This is a genomic window from Paenibacillus chibensis, assembly GCF_004001045.1.
In the GTDB taxonomy this organism is placed as follows: domain Bacteria; phylum Bacillota; class Bacilli; order Paenibacillales; family Paenibacillaceae; genus Paenibacillus_AQ; species Paenibacillus_AQ chibensis.
Genome location: NZ_BIMK01000023.1, coordinates 122,584 through 146,090, shown reverse-complemented (window position 1 = coordinate 146,090; position 23,507 = coordinate 122,584). Strand labels below are relative to the sequence as shown.

17 protein-coding genes, 1 pseudogene and 1 other annotated feature are annotated in these 23,507 nt (G+C 49.3%); of the genes and pseudogenes, 16 read left to right on the top strand and 2 right to left on the bottom strand.

Translation table 11 applies throughout. The features are described from left to right. Window positions 1–137 precede the first annotated feature (137 nt). The 13 genes and pseudogenes from PCH05_RS28110 to PCH05_RS18175 all read left to right on the top strand — a co-directional run bounded on the left by PCH05_RS28110 (window position 138) and on the right by PCH05_RS18175 (window position 18,207). Window positions 138–1,978: pseudogene (locus PCH05_RS28110) on the top strand (fibronectin type III domain-containing protein). A gap of 199 nt (window positions 1,979–2,177) precedes the next feature. Continuing rightward, on the top strand, window positions 2,178–3,881 hold the full coding sequence (locus PCH05_RS18220) for a molecular chaperone HscC (protein ID WP_127604459.1): 1,704 nt from the start codon (window positions 2,178–2,180) through the stop codon (window positions 3,879–3,881). Then, window positions 3,881–6,259 carry a tetratricopeptide repeat protein gene (locus tag PCH05_RS18215; protein ID WP_127604457.1) on the top strand — a complete coding sequence of 793 codons (2,379 nt, stop codon included), beginning with the start codon at window positions 3,881–3,883 and terminating at the stop codon, window positions 6,257–6,259. The genes PCH05_RS18220 and PCH05_RS18215 overlap by 1 nt, the downstream gene beginning before the upstream one ends. Further along, complete coding sequence (locus PCH05_RS18210) at window positions 6,256–6,915, top strand: DUF1266 domain-containing protein (RefSeq protein ID WP_127604455.1); 660 nt, start codon at window positions 6,256–6,258, stop codon at window positions 6,913–6,915. Before PCH05_RS18215 ends, PCH05_RS18210 begins: the two co-directional genes overlap by 4 nt. Before the next feature lie 142 nt (window positions 6,916–7,057). Beyond that, window positions 7,058–7,981 carry a histidine kinase N-terminal 7TM domain-containing protein gene (locus PCH05_RS27750; RefSeq protein WP_246049718.1) on the top strand — a complete coding sequence of 308 codons (924 nt, stop codon included), beginning with the start codon at window positions 7,058–7,060 and terminating at the stop codon, window positions 7,979–7,981. Window positions 7,982–8,032: 51 nt separating this feature from the next. Then, window positions 8,033–8,812 carry a GGDEF domain-containing protein gene (locus PCH05_RS27745; protein WP_246049716.1) on the top strand — a complete coding sequence of 260 codons (780 nt, stop codon included), beginning with the start codon at window positions 8,033–8,035 and terminating at the stop codon, window positions 8,810–8,812. A gap of 219 nt (window positions 8,813–9,031) precedes the next feature. Then, a complete protein-coding gene (locus tag PCH05_RS18200) occupies window positions 9,032–9,547 on the top strand; it encodes a sigma-70 family RNA polymerase sigma factor (RefSeq protein WP_371860562.1) in 516 nt (171 codons plus the stop codon). 17 nt (window positions 9,548–9,564) lie between these two features. Next, the gene (locus tag PCH05_RS18195; protein ID WP_164766706.1) at window positions 9,565–10,980 is read left to right on the top strand and encodes a DUF4179 domain-containing protein; all 1,416 of its coding nucleotides are present in this window, start codon (window positions 9,565–9,567) and stop codon (window positions 10,978–10,980) included. Between the two features lie 197 nt (window positions 10,981–11,177). After that, entirely contained in the window at window positions 11,178–11,816 is a 639-nt protein-coding gene (locus tag PCH05_RS27740) for an MHYT domain-containing protein (protein ID WP_246049714.1), read from the top strand. Window positions 11,817–11,819: 3 nt separating this feature from the next. Then, complete coding sequence (locus PCH05_RS18190; protein ID WP_246049712.1) at window positions 11,820–13,493, top strand: putative bifunctional diguanylate cyclase/phosphodiesterase; 1,674 nt, start codon at window positions 11,820–11,822, stop codon at window positions 13,491–13,493. Window positions 13,494–13,931: 438 nt separating this feature from the next. Further along, window positions 13,932–15,788 (top strand): LTA synthase family protein, encoded by a 1,857-nt coding sequence (locus PCH05_RS18185; RefSeq protein WP_127604451.1) that lies wholly within the window; start codon window positions 13,932–13,934, stop codon window positions 15,786–15,788. A 177-nt stretch (window positions 15,789–15,965) separates the two neighbouring features. Then, window positions 15,966–16,937, top strand: a complete 972-nt coding sequence (locus PCH05_RS18180) for an ROK family transcriptional regulator (protein WP_127604449.1) — start codon at window positions 15,966–15,968, stop codon at window positions 16,935–16,937. A 31-nt stretch (window positions 16,938–16,968) separates the two neighbouring features. Beyond that, on the top strand, window positions 16,969–18,207 hold the full coding sequence (locus PCH05_RS18175) for an MFS transporter (RefSeq protein ID WP_127604447.1): 1,239 nt from the start codon (window positions 16,969–16,971) through the stop codon (window positions 18,205–18,207). A gap of 84 nt (window positions 18,208–18,291) precedes the next feature. Here PCH05_RS18175 and PCH05_RS18170 read toward each other — a convergent pair whose 3' ends face one another. Then, window positions 18,292–19,800, bottom strand: coding sequence for an MDR family MFS transporter (locus tag PCH05_RS18170; protein WP_127604445.1), 1,509 nt, complete (start codon window positions 19,798–19,800; stop codon window positions 18,292–18,294). A gap of 245 nt (window positions 19,801–20,045) precedes the next feature. On the opposite strand from PCH05_RS18170, the gene PCH05_RS27355 reads away from it, so the two are divergent. Both PCH05_RS27355 and asd read left to right on the top strand, forming a co-directional pair. Further along, on the top strand, window positions 20,046–20,216 hold the full coding sequence (locus PCH05_RS27355) for a hypothetical protein (protein WP_164766705.1): 171 nt from the start codon (window positions 20,046–20,048) through the stop codon (window positions 20,214–20,216). Between the two features lie 91 nt (window positions 20,217–20,307). Further along, window positions 20,308–20,571, top strand: a binding site (T-box leader). Between the two features lie 193 nt (window positions 20,572–20,764). Further along, window positions 20,765–21,850, top strand: a complete 1,086-nt coding sequence (gene asd / locus PCH05_RS18165; RefSeq protein ID WP_127604443.1) for an aspartate-semialdehyde dehydrogenase — start codon at window positions 20,765–20,767, stop codon at window positions 21,848–21,850. Window positions 21,851–21,934: 84 nt separating this feature from the next. Here asd and PCH05_RS18160 read toward each other — a convergent pair whose 3' ends face one another. After that, entirely contained in the window at window positions 21,935–22,510 is a 576-nt protein-coding gene (locus tag PCH05_RS18160) for a dihydrofolate reductase family protein (protein ID WP_127604441.1), read from the bottom strand. 202 nt (window positions 22,511–22,712) lie between these two features. Here PCH05_RS18160 and PCH05_RS18155 point away from each other — a divergent pair, with 202 nt between their 5' ends. Continuing rightward, the gene (locus tag PCH05_RS18155; RefSeq protein ID WP_127604439.1) at window positions 22,713–23,480 is read left to right on the top strand and encodes a DeoR/GlpR family DNA-binding transcription regulator; all 768 of its coding nucleotides are present in this window, start codon (window positions 22,713–22,715) and stop codon (window positions 23,478–23,480) included. Window positions 23,481–23,507 lie beyond the last annotated feature (27 nt).

The window sequence follows — 23,507 nt, the reverse complement described above, 5'->3', positions numbered from 1 at the left end:
TAAGAAAAATGGCTTCACAGTTTGAATCGTTCGGAAGGGCGTAAGCATGACCTTGGGTCAGAAGGGGGGCCAGGCTGCATTTGACAATCTAGGAAGCATTCTTATGTAAGCGCTGTAAAAAATTGAGGAGGTAACGAATGAACCTGAGCAAAAATGGATTAAGCAAGTTTCGGTCGTTCAAGTTGACGCTTTGGGCTGCGATGATTGCATCGCTGTTGTCAGTCGTGGTTATGGTTCCGCCCAAAGCGGAGGCGGCGGCAGCCAGCAGGACCATGATCGGTTACTGGCACAATTTCGATAACGGTTCGGGGTTTATCAAGCTGCGTGACGTCTCTGCGAAATTTGATGTCATCAACGTCTCTTTTGCCGAACCTACATCCGGCGTCACGGGCGGCACGATCGGGTTCACTCCTTACAATTATACTGACGCCGATTTTAAAGCTGATGTGGCGTATCTGCAAAGCCAAGGGAAGAAAGTCATCATTTCCATCGGCGGCGCGAACGGACAGGTTCAACTGGCAAGTACGTCAGCCCGCGATAATTTCGTAAATTCCGTGACCGCTATGATCGAGAAATACGGCTTCGACGGGCTGGACGTCGATTTTGAAGGGCATTCGCTTTATTTGAACGCTGGCGACAGCGACTTTAAAAATCCGACGACGCCCGTCATCGTCAACCTGATTACCGCGCTGCGCACGATCAATGACCATTTCGGCACGAATAAGTTTTACCTCACCATGGCGCCGGAAACCTTCTTCGTTCAGCTTGGATACAGCTTCTACGGCGGCAGCTGCATCAGCTGCGACAATCGGGCCGGAGCTTACTTGCCGGTTATCTATGCCACTCGGGACATTCTGGATTGGCTGCAGGTACAGAATTATAACTCAGGGCCGATTACAGGGCTTGATGATCAATACCATACGATGGGCAACGCCGACTTTCATGTCGCGATGGCAGATATGGTGCTAACGGGCTTTCCGGTTGCCAAAAATCCGAACAACTTCTTCCCGGCGCTTCGCCCGGACCAAGTCGTGCTCGGACTTCCAGCCAATGCGAATGCGGGCGGGGGCTTTACGAGCGTAGCCGAAGTTCAAAAAGCGCTCGACGCCCTGATCAAAGGGGTGCAGCTCAGCAGTTATAAAACTCGAGGGAGCACCACCGGATACCCGGATTTACGGGGATTGATGACCTGGTGATCAACTGGGATAAATTCAACAACTTTGAATTCTCGAACAGCCACCGCGCATATCTGGATGCCTTGACCTCTTCGGCGCCGGATACGGAACCGCCTACAGCTCCGAGCAGCGTATCGGTTGTATCCAAATCCTCAACCAGCGTGAATCTAAGCTGGACGGCATCGACGGATAACGTCGGTGTAACAGGGTATACGGTATATTACGGAACGCAGTCGATGAATGTGTCCGGAACCAGCGCAGCCATTACGGGACTTTCGCCTGACACATCCTATGTATTCACGATCAAAGCAAGGGATGCCAAAGGCAATCTATCCACCGCCAGTGCGCCGCTGACGGTGAAAACGGAACCGGCCGGAACGGTCGACCAGACGCCTCCGACAGCGCCGGGGAACTTACAGGTGACGGCGAAAACGGCCAACAGCGCAACCTTAAGCTGGACGGCTTCAACGGATAACGTTGGCGTAACAGGGTATACGGTTTCGTATGGAGCGGCTTCCCTGAACGTGACAGGGACAACAGCCACGGTGACTGGATTGACGGCGAATACCAGCTATACGTTTACGGTAACAGCCAAGGACGCTGCAGGCAATGTATCACCAGGAGCTGCCGTCAGCGTGACGACGGACGCGCAGGGAGGAGCGCAGGCATGGGCTCCCAATGTCAGCTACAAGGTCGGCGACGAAGTAACCTATGGAGGTAAAACCTATACCTGCAGGCAGCCTCACACGTCCTTGACGGGATGGGAGCCGCCTAACGTCCCTGCTCTCTGGTTGCTGAAGTAATTGGAGTAGTTTTGGAGTAATGGAATACCTTGATCGGCCTTCGGCCTTTCAAGGTATTTTTATTTTCGCATTTACCACATATAACTTATGGCTTAGGTCTTAAGTACTGCCTGTGGCAAACCGATAAAATAAGAGTGAAATAGATAATTATGGAATTCGTCCTAATTAAGCAAGCTATTTTGACCGGGAGGTAGATGTTTTGACGATCATTGGCATTGATTTGGGAACAACAAACAGCGTTGCGGCCGCTTATACCCCGGAAGGAGTTCAGATCATCCCGAATGCTTTAGGCCAGCATTTGACGCCTTCTGTGGTGAGCGTGGATGAAGAGGGGCAAATCCTTGTCGGGGAAGTCGCCAAGCAACGCCTCATTTCGCATCCGCATGTAACGGCGTCGGTATTTAAAAGATTCATGGGCTCCAATAAAATATTTCAACTGGATCGATTCCAGTTTAGTCCCGAGGATTTGTCCTCTTTTATTTTACGCTCGCTAAAGGAAGATGCCGAAGCCTATCTCGGAACGTCTGTGACGGAGGCGGTCATCAGCGTTCCGGCTTATTTTAATGACGCGCAGCGCAAAGCGACCAAAAGGGCAGGGCAGCTCGCAGGCTTAAAGGTCGAGCGGTTGATTAATGAGCCCACAGCTGCGGCGGTAGCGTACGGATTGCATCTGGCAGACCCGAATACGCGCTTTCTCGTGTTTGACCTCGGTGGTGGGACGTTTGACGTGTCAATCCTGGAGCGCTTTGAGGATATGATGGAGGTCCAAGCCGTAGCTGGAGACAATTTTCTGGGCGGTGAAGATTTCACGGAGCTGTTGGTACAAGAATATTTGAATCGGCAAGAAGATGGCGTGATTGATACGGAGGACGCCCGGCTGATTGGTGCGATCCGGAAGCAGGCGGAGCTGGGCAAAAGGAATTTATCCCGGGGCAAACCCGCTGAAATGGAAATAGCGATCAATGATACGCTTAGAATCTGCGTGATAACGGTGGACAAATTCGAGGTATTGGCAAAGCCATTATTGACAAAACTCCGTCAACCGATTGAGAGGGCAATCAGAGATGCAGCCATCCGCCCCTCTGATCTGGATGCCATGATACTGGTTGGGGGAGCTACGCGGATGCCGATCATTTCGGCTTTTGTCGCCCGTCTGTTCGGCAGGCTGCCTTCCGCTCATATCGATCCGGATGAGGCTGTCGCTCAAGGCGCGGCTATACAGGCAGGCATGAAAGCAAGGAATGAAGCACTGAATGACTTGGTTTTAACGGATGTGTGTCCTTATACGCTGGGTATTGGCGTCTCAGTTGTGAATGGTGCAGGCGAGTATGAATCCGGACATTTTAGTCCAATCATTGACCGTAATTCGGTCGTACCCGTCAGTAAAATCGAACGCTATGTTACGATCCGGGATCACCAGAAGGAAATGAACATTACGATTTATCAAGGCGAAAGCCGGTTAACCCAAAACAATATCAGATTAGGCGAAATTGATGTGAAGCTGCCACTCTCGCCTAAAGGCGAGCAAGGCGTCGATGTTCGATTTACATATGACATTAACGGCATCCTGGAGGTAGAGACCACGGTAGTCAGCACCGGGGAAAAATCGCGCATGATTATCGAAGAGAATCCAGGCCAATTTTCAAAAGAACAGCTTGAGCAGAGGTTCAGAGAACTGTCCGATATCAAGATTCATCCCCGGGACCGTATGGAGAACCGCTTGCTGCTGGCACGTGGGGAACGGCTCTACGAAGAATCGCTGGGCTCATCGCGTGAGCAAATTGCTTACGTGATTCGGCAGTTTGAAGAAGTGCTGCGCCGCCAAAACGATCGAGAGATTAGCAAGGCGGCAATAGAATACAAAGCGTGGCTGGAAGAAATCGAAAGGGTGACGGAGTTTTGATGAAGGATACATGGAAGCTTCTTGGCATAGAACCTACGGATGATCTCGTATCCATAAAACGCGCATACGCTGCCCGGTTAAAATTCCACCATCCCGAAGAAGACCCGGAAGGGTTTCAACAGCTTCGGGAAGCTTATGAAATTGCATTGAAAGCTGCTAAAAGCGGACAACTGTCTGGTTACTCTGCGGCAGCAAGCACTCTACAGGATGCCGAACGCCATTTAGATCGTGAAAAAGAAATAGAAGCTGGAGGGGAGAGAACCTTCGGCTATCAGCAAACTGGCCGCAGTCCGGATCAGCGGCTTGATGGGATTTACCGTTTTTTGCAGCAGGCTGCAGAAATCTATGACCATTTCCCATCGCGTATGGACATGAACCGATGGAGAGCTCTTCTTGAAGACGAAGTCTATTCCGGGATTGGGACGCGGCAGATTCTTCGGATTGAAACGCTTCGTCTATTCATGGATAGAGTGTGGCTTCCAGGACCGGTTTGGCGGCAGTTGAACGAGGTTTTTGAATGGACATTCATGGAGATCGACCTGAAGCATCTCTTTTCCAAGGAATTCCTGGACTACTTGGGCATGCAGTTGGCCGGCTGCTGGGACCTTGGCTATGACAATATTCACTTTGCCGAAATGCCGCCCGATGATCTCGAGCGTTTCTTATCCGCTAGATATAGCGCGCAAAATGCACTCGTCCTAGGGAATCTGGAAAGAGCCGGGGAATGCCTGCACATCGCTTCCGAGCTATTGCCGGATGATCCGGATCTCAATCGGCTGATCGGCGAATACTGTTTGCGGTTAGAACATTACGAAGGAGCGCTTCTGGCATGGAAGAGACTCGAAGCCTCCGGAGAGCGTGACCTGAATTACAGGCTTGAACTGGCTCATTCATGGCTTCGGAGCGGACGCTTTGAAGACGCGTATTCCGTTTACAACGAAATTCTTGTACATACACCCGAACAATTACAAGCTTTATCGGGAGCGGCGCGATGCCTTGTTAACATGGGGCGGATGCAAGAAGCCATACATCTGTATGCCATCTTGCATGAACGTTGTCCATGGGATCTTCATGCACGTATTCAGCTCATCACGCTGACAAACAAATTCGAAGCGAATCTAAAAAGCAAAATGGAGGACCAGGATCCGAAGGTAAAAAGTATGGCTCTCCGTCAGTTAGCCGAATTATATCGGGATCAGGAGCTGCGGGAGGACGCTGTGCAGCTTCTGCTTCAGTTGGAGGAGCTGGATCCGTTAACGCCGGGCGAGCACCAGCTCCTCGCTGCGTATTTCTACGAGCAGGAACGGTATGAGAAAGCCGCGCACAGATACGAAACGGCCATTTCTATTGAAGAGCATTGGCTTTATCACAAAGAACTCGGTAAAACTTATGTTATGCTTGATCGTTTTGAAGAAGCTGTGTTCCATTTCAAACAGGCTCAGCTTCATGAAGAAATCGGCCTTGACTACTATTATCTGTATGGTTTTGCTTTATTTAAGCTCGGGAAGTACAGTGAATCGATTCAGAATTACAACAAAGCCATAGAATTGGATCGGGATCCGAATTTTTTTTATAACAGAGCTTTCGCTCATTATTATTTAGGTGATTTCGAGCGGTGCTGCCAAGATATTCAGGAATACCTTGATGGCGACGATGACGATTTGCGCATGTATGCGTATCTGATTCAAGGGAACAGCCAATTTTTGTTGAAACAATGGGATGCAGCCGCTTCAGCTTACGCGCAGTCGTTAGAACACCGGAACGACGCGTTTGATCAAAGCATGCTTTGGAAGTTCTATGCCGCTTCACTTATAGCAGGACGGAGGTTCAGAGAGGCGCTCGACCCTTTGAGGCAAGTTCAGCAGTTAAAGACGAACAATGAATGGGCAATGCTGCATGTTGTGCGAATTTATGCTGAATTGCAGCAATGGGACGCGCTCAGCGAGGAATTGATCCAATACATGGAAACGTTCAAGCAGGATGAACGAAATCCGTACATTTGGTTTTACTCGGGAATTTTAGCGTATTACGTCGACAATGCCAAAGGAGCTGCAAAATGCTTCAGAATCGCATATGATAGCGGACTCCGTGGAGATACCTGCAGTTATTACAGCCTCGTACTCCAGCGCCTCGGAGAGCATCAGGACGCTATGGTATTGGCCCGGGAAGCGCTAGATGATCGACCGGATCATCCTGACTATAAAGAACGTTTGAAATTAATAGAGGAGCAAATCCAGAATCGCAAAAATATATTCAAAAGAATCGGCATGCAGCTGGTCGCGGATAAGAAAGCGGAACCGAAGCATTTGGATTATCCCGATATCCTTGGTGATCCGCAGCTGCAGGCCGAGTTCCCGGGAGTCGTGATAAAAAAATGAATAATAAGTTAAGCGAGAGTCAGCTGTGGGCGCTTGCGGCCGGAGACGTACTGCTGAGCGGGAACGGGTATGATTTTGCCTGCGCGTATGATACGGAGCGAAGCGGAATCAATGCTGCTAAGGTGAATCAAGAGGTTCTCTTGGACGGATGGAGCATATCAGATCATCTCTCCGCATGGAAGTCGTTGAGATTCCTTACGGTAGAAGGGGGGCATCACGAAGCATTCGATCGGCGCCGTTTTGCGCTATCCGTGATGAATGCACAACAGCATAATCAGTATATTTCTTCTTTCCATGACGAAATGATCATAGCCGAATTAACGATTGTCCAGCATTATCACGGGCTTCTGCCGGCAGCCGGCGTGCTTGCATGGGACTTGGGGAGAGCGGCCTTTATCGGTCATCTGTGCATGGAGTTTGGTCTTATCGATCCGGAAGAAGCATGGCCTTTTCTTATCCATAATGCCTCCTTGCTCCAGCAATCGTATGCAAGCTGGGAGGAATTCGGTACCGCTTATATTATTGGGCGCCAATTTTGGGCGAAGAGCCTGGACCCGGATCAGACGGAAAAGCATCTTGGAACCATCATCGGTCAGATGCAGGATCCGAACTCCCCTTGGGCCATTCTTCCTTGGGAGTTGAAGCTGGAGGCATAATGGCTTACTAAACCCATCATGAGTTGGTTAGCATGGAGCTATCCGAGGAGCTCAAAGCAGCGGATCAGGATGAGTAAACCGTTTAAAATAAAACGCGGCCGAGACACCCGCAGGTTCGACAGCATCTAACATTGAATGTCGATTGTCCACGCCGTTCCGCTGTGGTAACATCGGGTTAAGAGCCAACCGGCCGTGGTTGCCGGTTGGTCATAAGCATGAGCAGGAGCTGACGATGGGAACACCTTATTCGGCAATATTATCGCTAATCGTCACGGCGGGCGTTTTAAATATCATCATGGGACTGTATTCGCTATCCGGAAGATCTAAGGTTTCTATGGTTAAGGCTTTCTTCGTTTTCAGCATGATGGCGGCTGTATATGCGTTCGCTTCGGCACTGGAGCTGGCCAGCGGTTCGTTGAATGAAGCCCGAATCTGGATTAAGGTCGAATACTTGGGCATGCCTTTTCTCCCTCCGTTGAATCTTCTGATCATCATGTCGTATTTGGGCATGGAACGCTTTTTGAAGCGGGGACTAAAAATTTGCATGTTTGTGATTCCCGCTGTAACGCTCGTGCTTGTCATGACCAATGAATGGCATCATTGGTATTACCGTGATATCTTTGCACGGGCCGGTACCGTCCATTTGAAAGTGGATATGGTGGCAGGTCCCTGGTACATCATCCAGGGCGCCTACACATCCGCGTGCATGTTTGGTGGAATCGTGCTGCTGCTGCTAAGCTGGCGCAAAATGCCATCCTACCGCTTTCAGCTAAGCACGATGCTGATTGGGCTTATCTTACCTCTGGCAGGGGATTTTCTTTATCTTGGAGGGGTAACTCCGGACGGCATGGATCCGATTCCGGTGATCATGACGGTAACATCGGCACTCTATCTATGGGCGCTTGCTTCCAAGGGCTTGTTTCATGTGGCCCCTATTGCGCGGGACAATCTGTTCACCAGTATGCGTGATGGCGTACTTGTTCTGGATCGGGATGACCGCCTGGTGGATTATAATCCGGCAGCGGCGGCGATGATGCCAGAGCTAGGCACGGGCTCGATTGGATAGCCTCTGTACGGAATATGGCAGCGTCACACGGATGAGCCCATCCGGAGTCTGATGTCTCAAGAAGAGGATGGGAATTTTCAGGCAGATATACAGGAGATAGAGTGGTATGTAGACAAGCGGAAATTCCATTACCAGATTCGTACCTCTACCATCCGCAAGCAAGGAGGGCAGGAGGCAGGCCGATTGATTGTTCTGATCGACGTTACGGAGAGAACGCGGCTTCAAGAGGAGCTCCGGCAGATGGCATATCATGATGGCTTAACCCGGATATACAACCGTATGCATTACATGAAGCAAAGCAATCTGCTGCTCTCTGAGGCTTTGAAGCATGGAGAGGACCTGGCATTTCTGATGTTCGATATTGACCATTTCAAACGGATTAATGACATCTATGGCCATGACATCGGCGATCAAGCGCTCCTTTATATCGTTGCGATTTGCAAGGAGGCACTTCGACCTGAGGACTTGTTTGCGAGATATGGCGGGGAAGAGTTTGTCGTCGCCCTGCCTGGATATTCGGCAGCTATGGCCGTTCATGTTGCAGAGCGCATCCGATCGAATCTTGCACAGCAGCCGATGCCTGTTCCCGAAGCTGATCTTTACATCACGGCCAGCTTCGGGATTGCTGCAACGGAACATCTGCATGGATTCAATGAGACGATAGAAAATGATGCCATTACCGCGGGGGAGGCAGCGGCGACTTCGGACTCGTCAGATACAGGGGAACGGGGGGACTTGCTTCAGCGTCTGTTGAAGCTAGCGGACCGCGCACTTTATGATGCGAAAGGAAGCGGGCGCGATACCATCTGTGTGTCCGATCAAAAGGTATAACGAATAGGATTATAATGTAAAAAACCGCGTGCTGCGCGGTTTTTTACATTATAATCCAATCCATAGACAGAAAATTCACGACTAAGGCAATCTTTTTTTGCTGTTTTATTGATCATCGAAAAAAATCAATCGTTTTGCCGGATCAGCCCGTCTTACTCTATATACGGCTGAATTGACTTCTTCCTCCGCTGAAACAACTAAGGAAGAGGGGAACGGTGAATGGTGAAGATGGAGAACATTATGAACGAAGTCAACATAGCACGTACAGAACTGCAGGATGAAGAGGCATTTATGAATCGGCTCTCCGCAGAGCAGCGAAAATTGTATTCGATTGCTTATAGCTATCTCCGCAGCGAAGCAGATGCCCTCGAGGCTGTGCAGGAAGCCTCCTGCAGGGCCTGGATGAAGCGCAAAAAACTGAAGGATGATCAGGCCTTCACGCCATGGCTGATTCGCATTACGATCAACTGCTGCATGGACGAGCTCAGGCGCAAACAGCGGATGTTCCCGGCCGAGAAGCTGCAAGAAGAAGCCGCACAGGAGATGAAGAGCAGCGACCGGATCGACCTGGAGCGGGCGATGGACCGGATGAAGCCGAAATACAGGCATGTCGTGATGCTGAAATATTATCAGGACATGACGACGGTCGAAATCGCCAAGGTGCTTAAAAAGCCGGAAGGCACAATCAAAACCTGGCTGCGCGAAGGACTCAAGCAGCTTCGGAAATATCTCTGAGGATGGGGGCGCCGTTGATGCTTGAAAAAGAAGAGCGCTTATTGATGCAAGACGCTGATGAGGTCAGAAAGAACGCAGAAGCCATACGGGAAATGAAGCTGACGACCGCCGTTCGAAGCGGCGTGATGAAGGGGAGGAAACGTGGAATGAGGCGCGTCTATTCATATGGGGCAGGCTTGGCCGCTTTTGCGGCTGCTGCCGTTTTTATTACATGGTCTATTATTGGATCGCCGTTAACGAAGCAGGAAGATACTAAACTGGAGCAAACCGCCAGTTCAAACAGTGTCACGAGTTTCGATTTATTCGCACCGATTGGCGCAAGAGATAAAGGGTTTGCCGCCGCGATGCAGCAAAATCTGTTGAAGCCTATCAAGCAGGGAGTGGAAAAAGACGGATATCGCGTCGATGTCGCGGGCGCCGTGGCGGATGGGCGCCGGGCCTATATCATGTTCAGCGTCCAAAACCATACGAAGCATGGGGCTAGTCCAATCCCGGATTCATTGAAGTTCGGGGATGACGAAGCGCCGTCCGTTCGAGCCGAGGCGAAGAATGTTAGAAACGGAAATCTCCTTCCGGGCGAAACAGGCTATTATGTGTACAGCACGAATCTTGCGCCTTCTGCTAATTACAGTCATGACGCGACGTTAAGTGTCAAAGTCTGGGATACCGTTAGTCAGTATTACGCGAAGGGACTGGATATTTCATTTGATCTCGATACGAGCATGCTGAATGGCCAGGAGCATGTGTATCATCCCGAAGGGGCGCTGACGATCGATGGACAAAAAATTGAAGTGAGTCAGGTTCAATTTACACCGCTCGGTACTTACGTGGATTTGAAATACGATCCAAGCAATACGAAGCAGGTTTTTAAAGTGATCAGTCCCGTGCTGATCGGCAAAAGCGGAGACAAGATCGAGAAATTATATTATCCGGAAATGATCTCGAACGATAATACTCAGGCTACCTTATGGTACAAAAATAGCCCCATTGATCAAATGGAGACGACTTCGCTCAAAGTATTCGGCATTGGCGCCGTGGATAAAGAGCGGTTGAAGATTGTCGTTGATCTGAACAAGAGAGAGCTGATCTCGGCTCCGGATGAAAAATTGCAGATCCTTCCACCTGAGCCGGAGGAGGGGGCCGGAGAAATTAATTTTTACCGCAAGGTCGAGCATGCTCAAGCCGAGAATAATTTCGGTATGTCGCTCAGCGATACGTTTACCGATGCAAGCGGGAATAAGCATAAAAGACAACCGTTGAATAAATTAGCAACTACAGGGACGTCATATTCCACAAAAACGGATATCATGGAAGACTACTATTTTTATTATTTTGGAGAGGAAGCCGCAGATTACCCGCAGCCGTTGACGATCGAGGTCAAGAAATACTGGATTCCGGTGATGGAGACGCAAAGCATTCAGATAACTCCTTAATAATCATTATGCCGCTGCGCAAACAAGAAGCGAATGAAATGAAGCATAACATAGGCAGGAATATTCCCGCCCTTTGTTATGCTTTTTTTCGGGTGCCAAGCGATCTTTGTTTATGATACGATATTCACATGACAAAATTTGGACGGAAACCGAAAGGTTTAGTCAGATTATCCTCATAGAAGAAAGAGGCAGCCGTTTTGGACCATTTACATCGTTCGCATGATACATTGCTTGTTTTAATTTCCTACTTGATCGCTTTTACCGCTTCGTATACCGTTTTGGATCTTACCGCAAGAATCAGCTTGACTCGAGGAAAAAAGCGATGGCTGTGGCTCTCTTTCGGAGCCTTGGTCATGGGGATGGGCATCTGGTCCATGCATTTTGTCGGCATGATGTCCGTCACGATGCCTTTTCCGGTGTCGTATGATCTGATCATTGTGCTGCTATCCGTCGGGGTAGCGATCATCGCTTCCTTTGTGGCGTTGCTGGTTGTGGACAGGCGGGAGCTATCCATCATGCAGCTCCTGGGGGGCGCCGTTTTATTTGCTTCCGGCATTGTATCGATGCACTATATCGGGATGTACGCGATGCAAGCCAGGGTTACATACGACATTAAGTACGTCCTGCTTTCGGTTCTGGTTGCTTTATGCGCATCGGTTGCGGCTTTATGGCTGTCCTTGTATTTTCTCAAAAACAGCAGCCGCAACGTGGCTTGGAAGAAGATCGGCAGTGCTCTTATTATGGGAACGGCAATCGCAGGCATGCATTATACGGGGATGATGGCAGCTCATATTGAGTCGCAGTTGTCCGTCCACCACCAAATCTATTCGCTGTAAATGATGCTGAATCCGAAGAAGCTGGCCTATATCATTTCCATTGGCACGCTCGTCACATTGAGTCTATCACTGACAGGGCTTTACTTGTCGAGACTTTTCTCGAAACAGGAATCAGAAAAGCAGGAGAAGGAGAAATGGTACCTATCTCTCTATGAACATAATCAAGACGGCATCATTTCGGTAGATTTGCATTTGCAGATCATCGGAATCAATCCGGCTGCGGAACGGATCTTTGCGATCCGTGAGGAAGACTATAAGCATCAGCCGGTCTCTTCGCTGCTGCCTGGAATCATCGAAGAGGATCGGGAGCCTATCCGGGAAATGTTCGTCCGAACGTTCCAAGGTGAAGAGCTCCGTTACGAAACGGCCATTGTGACAGACCAGGCGGAGCATATCGATATTAGCCTTCTGCTCGCGCCTGTGATCGTGGACCATCAATTTGCCGGGAATTATATCATTGCACGCGATATTACCGAGGAGAAGCGGACCAAGGAAAGAATCCGCTACCTCGCCTTTCATGATGAGCTGACGGGACTTCCGAACCGGAGAATGTTCAATCAATCATTATCCTCAATGATCGAGGCATACCGTGCGATGCAGAAATCATTTGCCGTGATGGTGATGGATATCGACCGGTTCAAAATGATCAATGATTCCTTGGGGCATATCTATGGCGACATTTTTTTGCAGGAAATGAGCGGTCGCATCATCGAGGTTCTGGAGGGAGAGCAAGGGGTACTGGCCCGCATGGGGGGCGATGAGTTTGCGGCGATTTTTCCGGAACATAAGGATGCCGAACACACCTTGCATTTGGCTGAGCGAATCATTCAGGCGACCTCGACGCCGTTTCATTTAAAGGATAATGATTTTTACGTGACGGGCAGCATGGGCATTGCTGTTTTCCCGGAGCATGGGGAAGATGCCGTACAACTTCTCATTAACGCGGATACAGCGATGTATGAAGTGAAGAAGCAAGGGAAAAACGGCTATCTGTTATTTTCCCAGGAGGTTCATACGCAGCTGCAGGAACGCATGGAGCTGGAAGCGGATATGCGAAAAGCACTGGATCGAAGCGAATTCATCCTTCATTATCAGCCGCAAATCCGAACAGGCGATGTGAGTATGATTGGGGTCGAGGCGCTGGTTCGATGGAATCATCCGACACGCGGTTTGTTATATCCGGGCGTTTTTATACCGATCGCGGAAGAGACGGGTCTGATTATCGAGCTGGGCAACCAGGTCCTGCGTGAAGCCTGCCGCCAGATGTACGCATGGCACCAGGCCGGTGGGCCATTGATCCCTGTTGCCGTGAATTTATCTTCGCGCCAGTTCCATCAGCCTCAGCTGGTGGAGCAGATCAGCCGAACGCTTCAGGAAACGGGGCTTGCCGCTGAATATCTTGAGCTGGAGATCACGGAGAGCATGATGATGGACGCGACGATATCCTTTGATATTTTACATCAGCTCGCCAATCTGGGGATTCGCATCAGCCTGGATGATTTCGGCACCGGGTATAGCTCGTTAAGCTATCTGAAGAATCTGCCGATTCACAAAGTCAAAATCGACCGATCTTTTATCGAGGATATTGCGGAGAACAGCAGCGACAAAGCGATCGTATCTACCATCATCACGATGGCCAAGCAATTAAACATGGACGTCATTGCCGAAGGGATATAGACGAGAGAGCAGCTCGACATTCTGGCTGAACAGGAATGCGACGAAGTCCAAGGATATTATTACAGCCGTCCGCTGCCCGCGGTCGATATTGAACAGCGGTTTTTTGTTCCGATTCGGGAAGGATCGTTAAAGGAGCTCTCGAGCTAGATTTCAGGTTTAATGCTGATGGCAAATTCGATGACGTTGGAGCCGCTTTTTTGTATCGTACGGAGCTAAGCTTCTGTTATATGAATGCCGTTTCGGTTGAATATGATGATAATATAGTATAGTGAAAAAGATGTTGTTTATATCTTTCCCAAACTTAAAAAAAAGAGTATAATTTCCCGTTGTGCCTGCGGTGCTTATGCAAGAATAGGCATATGCAATCGGAAATGGATGCTGTTAGGGGACATTTCCAATCATTATCGAATGGACCGAGGCAAGGAGGATGGAGTGTGCATGAACAAACGATTCAACTTTAAAAATGGACCTATCCTATTATTCAGCTTTATCCTGCTGTTAAAAGGGGCAGTCGCCTGGTTCGTCGTCTTCGACGATGGGCCGAGCTGGAGCATGGTTTTGACAGAGATTCCTTTTTTTATGATCGTCTTCAGTCTGATTGAATGGTTTGCGACGAAACGGAAGATTTTGTACTACATGATTGCCAATCTATGTATTACCTTAATCTATTTCTCTGTCCTGATGTACTATAAATATTACGGAGTTATCGCTACCTACCATGCCTTGCAGCAGGTCGATAAAGTCACGAAGGTAGGCGAGAGCACCTATTCGCTGATCACGCCCTATTATCTCTTTATTTTCGTGGATATCGTGTTCTTCCTGTTCTTTATGTTTCGGCCGAAATATATTGCAAAGTGGAAGGAAAGAGGCTCCAAACGCATGAACCGGATGGTTCTGATCGTCATAACGGCCGTTTCGTTCGGGCTGTGTGTATTCAATATTTGGCCGAACCACGCCAGCATGAACGAGATCAAAAAGGCGGAAAGCATGGGCATTCTGAATTACGAAGTATATACCTTATTCGCGGATACCCGAGAGAAAGACGAAATCATTGATTCCAAAGAGATTACGCAGCAGGCCGTGAACGACTTGAAAGGAACCGATACCCCGGCAACGCCGCAATACTGGGGAGCCGACAAAGGCAAAAACCTGATCGTCGTACAGATGGAATCATTCCAAAATTTCTTGATCGGTTTGAAGGTGGACGGCCAGGAGATTACGCCGAATTTGAATAAACTGGTCCAAGAGAACACCTATTTCAATAATTTTTATACGAATGCGGGTCAAGGCACGACTTCGGATGCCGAATTCGTGGTGAATACTTCTTTTTATGTGCCTAAAAACGAACCGGCAACCTCTTCTGTTTATATGAAAAAAGAGCTGCCAAGTCTGCCGAAATTGCTGAGTTCAAATGGGTACGACACGGCGACGTTCCATACCAACAGCGTCGAATTCTGGAACCGTCAGGACTTGTACAAGGCGATCGGCTTCGGCAAATATTACGACCAATCCTTTTACGGGGACGATGACCACATCGCTTTTGGGGCTTCGGACGAAGTGTTGTATGACAAAACCGTGCCTGAACTTGCCAAAATCGATACCGGCGACAAGCCGTTTTATGCCATGGTCATTTCCATGAGCGCGCACCATCCATACCGAATGCCGGAAGAAAAGGTTAAGATCAACCTGCCGGAAGAATATGATGGAACCCTGCTCGGAGACTACATTCGTGCACAAAATTATGCGGATTATGCTATGGGACAATTCCTGGAGGATTTGAAGACAAGCGGGTTGTGGGAAGACAGCTTGATTGTGTTTTACGGGGACCATCAAGGGGTGCCGATGTATACGCTGGGAAGCAAAGAAAAGGACTTGATGGAGCAGCTGATCGGTCATGAGTATGGGTACACCGATATGTTCAATATCCCGTTCATCGTTCATTCTCCGAGCGGACAATTGCCTGCCGTTATGGAGCGGACGGGAGGCCAGATCGATATTATGCCGACAGTTGCGAATTTGCTTGGCGTTTCGATGGAGCATCAGCTCCATTTTGGAGAAGATTTGTTCAACCAAGAGACGAATCTGATTCCGCTCAGACACTTTTTGCCGACCGGATCATTCCTGAATGATCAAACGATGTACGTTACAGGCAAGGGCTACGAGGACGGCAGCAATTTTAGCTTGAAGGATAACTCGATGACTCCGGATGGTTCGACGGAAGCGCAGTTTACGGCCGCGCAGCGGCTGCTCGACCTGTCTAACAGCTACATTATGCAGCTGCCGGATCAGCAGTAATAGAGAGAGCACTAGGCTCAGGAAAACATACTTCCTGCTTAGTGCTTTTTTGATATGATCTATCTTGCATAAATAACGTTCTTGACAATCAAGAAGGTATATCGGATTATAATAAAGATACTTTATTAAGATGGTTTAATAAGTGAGGTGTACAGAATCATAGCAAGCACAAATCTGATGAAGGAAATCAATCTGAACCAAGTACGCCAGGCGATGAAACAGCTCGGTACAGCGACGAAGTCCCAGATAGCCTCAACGACCAAGCTGAGTGTTGTTACGGTGAATTCGCTGGTCAAAGAATTAATGGAGCTGAAAGAGCTGGTTGAAGATCGGATGGTTCCATCGAACGGCGGCAGGCCGGCGACCACCTACCGTTACGATTACGACTTCAGTTTGTCGCTTATCATCACGATGAAAGAACGGAAGGGGAATGACCTCGTCGTTGCAACCGTCATCAATATGCAGGAAAAGATTCTGGCAAGGGAGGAGCACGTCAATCCGGGGCTGGAACGAGAGCCTCTCTATGCGATGATTGCAAGGCTTCTGACCCGTTATCCTTCGATTAAAGTCATTGGAATCGGCATTCCCGGCCAAGTCGTTGAGGGGGAAATCATTGTTAGCAGCCATGAAAAGCTGAAGGGCCTACGGATTATCGAAGACATCGAGCAGCAATTCGGCTTGCCGGCCATACTTGAAAATGACGTGAATGCAGCAATTAGCGGATTCTGCGCGCATACCAGAACAAACGACCCGTGCGTGCTGGGACTGTATTTTCCTGAGCGCTTTCCGCCGGGAATGGGGATCTGTTTGAATGGCGAAGTGGTGAAAGGCAAGAACGGCATGGCTGGCGAAATCAAGTTTCTGCCGCTTGATGTGGATTGGTACAGCGCCATGGATCAGGAGAAATTCACCGATATCCTTTGCAGGATCATCCAGATCCTCACTGCGGTTCTTGCCCCGGATAAAATTGTTGTATATCAAAATCTAATCGAAGAAGAGATGTGGAGCCGGTCCTGGGATTCGTACGGCTCCGCGCATACGTTGCCGGTGCTTCCGGAAATCATTTTTCAGGATTCGTTTCAAGAGGATTTCGAAGCAGGGATGCGGTGGTTGACGTTAAAGGCATTGGAGCCTTCGGTATCCATATGAGAGCAGATCAATCAGGAGAGGAACATAACAAATGGCGACATGGTTTCTGATCATTATCTATCTTTCTTTCATCAGTTTGGGCATTCCGGATGCGCTGCTTGGCTCCGCTTGGCCTGTCATGCACCGTGACATTGGCGCATCTTTCGGTTCGGCGGGACTGATCTCAATGATCGTATCCGTAGGGACGATCGTTTCGAGCCTGGCGAGCGGGAGCATCATTAAAAGGCTGGGCACCGGTAAAATCACGCTGATCAGCTGCTGCTTAACCGCGGCGGCCTTGCTTGGATTCTCGGCCGCCCCTTCACTGGCATGGCTAGCCGTTCTTGCAATTCCTCTCGGCATTGGTGCAGGAGCGGTCGACTCCGCGCTGAATCATTATGTCGCTTCGAATTACAAAGCGCATCACATGAGCTGGCTGCACTGCTTCTGGGGCCTTGGGGCGATGATGGGGCCGATGATCATGTCTTACTTCATCGCGAGCCGCAATTCATGGAGAGACGGTTATTCGACTGTCTCAATGATACAATGGGGCCTCGTTATCATCCTATTGGTTACACTTCCGTTATGGAGCCGGGTAGCCAAGCTGCATCAGGCATCGTCGGAACAGAAAAAACGGCTTGTTGAGTATCAAAACGTTGAGGAGAACGGCAATGACAGACTTTATCAAACAGACGCTAAGCGTAGACACCCCATACATATTCCAGGCGTGAAATTTACGCTGGCCGCGTTCTTATGCTATTGCGGCGTTGAAGCAACGGTCGGGTTGTGGGGAGCCAGTTACTTGGTTGGAGCAAGGGAAATCACGGCGGACACCGCTGCCAGCTGGGTATCTTTATATTACGGCGGAATTACGCTTGGCAGGCTGATCACCGGCTTCGTAACCCTCAAAATGAATAACCGCCTGCTGATTCTGATCGGACAGATGACGGCTATTGCCGGAGGGATTGTACTGCTTCTCCCGCTACCTGACGTGTGTGCCTTAATCGGTATGATCCTGATCGGCTTGGGACTGGCCCCGATCTACCCTGGGCTCATCCATGAGACGCCAGCACGATTCGGGCAGGAGAATTCCGCCCGGCTCATCGGATATCAAATGGCAGTGGCGTATACGGGAACTACCTTGCTGCCGCCATTGTTTGGACTTATCGCATCGCAAGTGAATGTAAGCCTCCTTCCCGTCATGGTATTGATCTTTCTGATCCTGATGTTGATGAGTTCGGAACAAGTAAACCGGATTTTGAAACCGCGCGAAAATGAAGGCTCCATTTAGGCTATTATTGATGATTATTCTGTCATAACAAAACCACCCGGCTTATCCAAGCCGGGTGGTTTTCTGAGCAGACATAACAGGAGGTTAGCCTTGATCCGCAACCGCTTCTTTGCTCGTCAGTACTTCTTTTTTCAAAAACCAGCAAATGATAAATGCCGCAACGATGAATCCGAACGCAATGATGAACAAGTTGTTGAAAGCATCTACAAACACGGTTTGAATTTTTATGAGCAGTTCAGCCGGTAATCCTGCGGGAATGCCGCCCGTTGCCAGGTTATCCGCGCTGCCGGCGGGCAGCTGACTCGCGACGGACGAAACGCCGTCTTTAATCTGTTTGGCAAGCAGACTCCCGAATACGCTCAGTCCAACCGTCGTGCCGAGCGATTGTACCAGATTGACCGTACTAAGCGCGATTCCGCTGTTATCCTTGGAGACGGACTCCTGTACGATCAGGTTGTCGCCGCCGAACAACGCTCCAAGGCCCAGACCCAGAATGAAGAACGAGGCAACGATATACACAACCGACGTATGAATGCCGAGCTGCGTCAGCAGGAAAATTCCGATGACCGGCAGGATAAAGCAGCAGATAAACAGATTCCGATACGGCACCTTGGTGATCAAAAAGCCGTTCACGATGCTTGACGGTATCGCTCCAGCCATAAAGGCAAGCATGAGATACCCCGATTCGGTCGGAGTAAGTCCCATCACGTTCTGAGCGAAAAACGGAAAAGTCGCGATGCCCCCCATCAATCCGAGCATCAAGATGAAGACGAGCAGCGATAATACAACGATATTGCGGTTTCGGAACAGATGCAGTGGTATGATCGGCTCCTTAACGCGGGACTCGATCCAGATAAACAAAGCAAGCAGCAGCGTTCCCGCAATCAGCATGCCGATAATGAACGGAGAAGACCAGGCCAAGCCTTGATTATCCACCATGACCGGCGACAAAAGCAGTGAAAGCAGTCCGAGCGTAAGAACCGAGGAACCGAGCCAGTCGATCCGTTTTCTTTCGTCGCCTCGCGATTCCTTCATCCCGATTCCGAGCACCAATGCGGCGATTAACCCGACGGGAATGTTAATCAGAAATACCCAGTGCCAATTCACATGACCAACGAGATAACCGCCGACGGTTGGTCCGAGAAGCTGGGGAACGATCATCATGGGACCGAACAAGCTTTGAATTTTTGCCCTTTGCTCCAGCGGGTAGGCATCCCCGATGATGACAAGCGCAAGCGGCATCAGGCCACCTGCCCCAATTCCCTGAATGCCGCGTCCGATGAGCAGAACCGTCATGGACGGCGCGAATCCGCAAACAATGGAACCCGTGATGAACAAGCCCATACAGCTTAAATAGATGATTTTTCTTCCGTATATATCCGCCAATTTCCCGAGAATCGGCATGAATATCGTTGCGGCCAGCATATATATCCCTGCTACCCATCCATACAGCGCCAGCCCGTGCAGGTCGCGAATAATCGTCGGCATGGCCGTGGAGACGACGGTTTCGTCCAACTCGGCAAAGATAAGACCGATAATTAATCCGATCAGAATCAGTTTGTTATGATTCGATTTCACTTCACTTTCCCTCATTTCATGTATGCTTTCTTTGAATGGTTCCAAGAGTACACCATGAATATGAACTGAATGTGAACTGAGTTTGAGTTTTAGAGGCCGATCCTGATTCTTTTGAAGGTGCTGCGGAAGCTTACAACGTTGTAAGCTTCATGTAAGCATGGAGAATAGGAGAATTCACGGGGTTCGATTATACTTGGCATATCGAGATTGAAGAACTGATTTCTCAGGTTTGTAATGAAGGCGAAGGAGGAAATATGCGTATGGATGAGAAACAAAGCAAGCTTTTGAATATCGGGGCGGTATTCCTGATTGTGGTTTTATTGTATGAAGGACTCGGGAGATTCATTGACGCAGCTGTCAGCAGGACAGGAAGTGTATTCGGTTTTGCGAGAAACGTGCTTGAACACATCGTCAACGTATTCTTTTTCTGACGGCATTTGGCTCGCGCACGGATCGGTAATGTTTTATTTTCAAAAAAAATGTTTACCTGCGCATGATTTTTCTATATTATAGACGTAATATCAAAAAGCGATGATGAGAAGAGTAAATAAATTGAATTCTTTCACAGAGAGCTCCGTCGGCTGAAAAGGGGCAAAGAACAGTTTATTGAAGAAAGCCTCAGAGCTGCACCTCGGAACCTCGACGTGAGGGATGGCGTGCCAGGAGCTCCTGTTACAGAGCTAGAGTATATGCATTGCCAGGCAATGCCGTACTCGAAGAGGCTGATATGGCGACATATCGGCGAATCTGGGGTGGTACCACGAGCATACAAATCTCGTCCCTAAGACTGCGGTCTTGGGGGTGGGGTTTTTTTGTTATTTCAAGTGACCGCAGGTACCATTGTTGCGAAGTTAGTCACACCATTCCAGGAAGCTTGAATAGTAATCTAGAAGAAGCTCCTTGCGTTAGTGCCATCCGCTTGGATGATGTTGGTGCAACGGAAAATCAGATGCCACGATTGAAAGGATTTGAATGTCGAATGTCAGAGAAGCTTAAAGTGGGTATTGTCGGAGGAACCGGAATGGTCGGACAGCGTTTTGTACAGCTGCTGGATGAGCATCCCTGGTTTGAAGTAACCGCGATTGCGGCAAGCAGCAATTCGGCGGGCAAAACGTACGAAGAATCCGTACAGAACCGATGGAAGATGGCCGGTCCGATTCCTGAGAAAGTCAAACAGATCGTCGTGCAGGACGCTTCGAAGGTCGAAGAGGTAGCCGGCCAGGTTGATTTCATTTTCTGTGCTGTCGATATGAAAAAAGATGAAATTAAAGCCCTGGAAGAGGCCTACGCCAAGACGGGCACGCCAGTGATCTCGAATAACTCGGCACATCGCTGGACGCCTGACGTACCGATGGTCATTCCGGAAATCAATCCGGGCCATATTGAAGTGATTTCGGCTCAAAGAAAGCGTCTGGGAACTTCGACTGGATTTATTGCCGTGAAGCCTAACTGCTCGATTCAGAGCTATGTGCCAGCGCTTCATGCCCTGCTTGATTTCAAACCGACCCAAGTAATCGCATCGACGTATCAGGCCATTTCTGGTGCCGGCAAAAACTTTACGGATTGGCCCGATATGCTGGATAACGTCATCCCGTATATCGGCGGCGAGGAAGAGAAAAGCGAGCAGGAGCCGCTTCGCATCTGGGGCAGCATTGAAAACGGCGAAATCGTCAAAGCAAGCTCGCCGCTCATCACGACGCAGTGCATCCGCGTGCCGGTAACGGACGGCCATTTGGCAACGGTATTCGCTTCATTCGAGAAGACGCCATCCAAGGAAGAAATCATTGAACGCTGGCGCCAGTTCCAGGGACGTCCGCAGGAGCTGGGTCTTCCAAGCGCACCGAAGCAGTTCATCACTTATTTCGAAGAGGACAACAGACCGCAAACGAAACTGGATCGCGACATCGAGCGCGGCATGGGCGTCTCGGTCGGAAGATTGCGCGAGGATTCGATCTACGATTTCAAGTTCGTCGGATTATCGCATAATACCCTTCGCGGCGCGGCAGGCGGCGCTGTCTTGATCGCCGAGCTGCTGAAGGCGGAAGGTTACATTCAGGCTAAATAACAAGGTCAGTACGAATAAAACGAGAGCAGATGTTCATTCATCGCTCTCGTTTTTTTATTGTAGGCTATGTAATAAGTGACAATGTCATCTTACCGTCTGGTAAACGAGACCTATGGCGCCAGAATCAAAGGTCTTGTTCTCGATGAGATTCAGATTGATCTTCTCCTTGACACCTTGGAATAACGGCAATCCCTTACCGATCAGGACGGGAGAAACCGTAATTTTATACTCATCAATTAAATCAAGCTGCATAAGGTGGTGGGCGAACCTTGGACTGCCGAGGATGACCATATCCTTGCCTGGCTGCTGTTTGAGTTTATTGATCTCCTCTTCGACATGTTCTTTCACGAGTATTGAATTATTCCATTCGACATTATCCAGCGTCGTGGAAAAAACGATTTTGGCTGTCTTTTCGATCCACTCGGCATGATTGCGTTCGTACTCCGAAGCGGATGGGTTCGAAGGCACCGATGGCCAGTAGCTGTGCATCATATGATAAGTCCCGCGACCCCAAATGACAGTGTCAGCCGTGCTTAGAATTTCTTTCGCATGATTCTCTAAATCAGCATCGTAAGAAACCCAGCCAATGTCCATGTCACCATTCGGCCCTTCTACAAAACCGTCAAGCGATGCGTGCAGAAATAGAACGAGTTTTCTCATTTTCATTTCTCCTTTGTACATGAGGGATATCTGCATTATACCTATCAAAATTTAGGATGAACAACATCTTATTTTAAATCCGATATTCAGCTCATCAGGCCGCAATAACCCTGTAATGGTTCTAATATGCTTATATAGCTGCATAAACACTTATCATGCCTTACCATTCTCCGTTCAAACCGGAATGAAAGCGGGGGGAAGCATGTTTCAAGAAGAACGGCTTCACGCCATACAGGAGCATTTGAACCGTCATAAGCGAATCGACATTAAAGACATCTGTCAGTTATTCGAGGTTTCCCGGGATACGGCACGCCGCGACCTGTTGAAAATGGAGGAGCTGGGACGCATAACACGGACTCATGGCGGTGCAGTACTCCCCAAAAAGGACATCTTCGTGTACAGCGAACGTTTGGAAAGAGAATCCAGCGTCAAACGCCGAATCGGAAAATTCGCGGCATCGTTAGTCCAACCTGGCGACAGCATGATGATGGACGCATCTACAACCGTACAGTTTGCAGCTGAGAGCCTGACCTCACACAGCCTTGTCGTCGTCACCAATTCTATCGATATCGCTGGCGTTGTATCGCATAAAGAATCTGTACAAACGTATCTGTTAGGCGGAGAACTCCATCCGCAGCATCGTTTCCTGCATGGCCAAGTCACGATTAATATGCTTAACGATTATAAGGTGGATAAATTATTTCTTAGTTCCTGCGGCATTTCGAACAGCTGCCTTTCTTCGCCGCTCGTGGAAGAAGGGGAGGTGAAGCGCGCCATGCTGAAACGGGCTAATCAGGTCATCGTCCTCGTCGACCACACGAAATTTGGCGATCAGATGTTGTACCAGGTTGCCGGCCTGGACTGCATCGACTTGTTAATAACCGACGAAAAGCCGAGCGAAGACATGATGAGAAAGCTCGAACAGCACCAGGTCGAACTGCTGGTTGCTGCAGAGGATAAGTGTGATTAGAAACCATATGCCTTGGGGGGAGGACAA